The sequence below is a fragment of the Martinezella lusitana genome, from assembly GCF_016901135.1.
Classification (GTDB): Bacteria; Pseudomonadota; Alphaproteobacteria; order Rhizobiales; family Rhizobiaceae; genus Rhizobium; species Rhizobium lusitanum_D.
The window spans coordinates 1-794 of the sequence record NZ_JAFEVL010000002.1 but is presented as its reverse complement, the minus strand read 5'-3'; the positions used below and the strand labels follow the sequence as shown (position 1 = coordinate 794).

Sequence of the window (794 nt, the reverse complement as noted above, 5' to 3'; positions counted from 1 at the left end):
CCGCCTGGAACCGGCGTGATGGCAGCAGCGACATCCGAAGCCTCTACATAGGCGACATCACCGACCAGCCGGCTCTTGCCCTCGCCGCGCTCCGGAGCGGCAATGCGGTTGATGCCGACATCGATCACCGTCGCGCCCGGCTTGATCCAGTCCGCCTTGACCATCTCAGGACGCCCCACAGCCGCCACCAGGATATCGGCAGTGCGGGCAACGGCCGCCAGGTCCTTGGTGCGCGAATGCGCCGTCGTCACCGTCGCATTGGCATTGAGCAGCAATTGCGCCATCGGCTTGCCGAACAGGTTGGAGCGGCCGATGACCACGGCATTCAGCCCCGATAGGTCCTCGCCATGAATGCGCCGCACCAAAAGCATGGCGCCGGCCGGCGTGCAGGAGATCAGCCCGGTTGCGAGATCACCGGTGGCAAGCTTGCCGGCATTGACCACATGCAACCCGTCGACATCCTTCTCCGGCCGGATCGACTGGATGATCGCATCGGAATCCAGATGCTTCGGCAGCGGCAATTGCACCAGGATGCCGTGGATGGACGGGTCTTCGTTCAAGGACTGTACCAAACCAGCGAGTTCTCCCTGCGTCGTTTCCGCCGGCAGGGTGTGCTGGATGGACTTGAAGCCGCATTCCTTGGCCATCTTGCTCTTGGAGTTCACATAGGCGTGGCTGGCCGGATCGTCGCCGACGATGACAACGGCAAGCCCGGTCCTAACACCGGTCTCCGTCTCTAGCCCGCCGGCGGCAACCTTCACCGCCTCGATCACCGAAGCCGCCGCAATCTTTCC

At 63.6% G+C, this 794-nt stretch carries 1 protein-coding gene; it reads right to left on the bottom strand.

Annotated elements, in window-relative coordinates:
• On the bottom strand, positions 1 to 794 hold a 794-nt coding region (gene folD, locus JTP94_RS00785; RefSeq protein WP_204848668.1), incomplete at both ends, for a bifunctional methylenetetrahydrofolate dehydrogenase/methenyltetrahydrofolate cyclohydrolase FolD.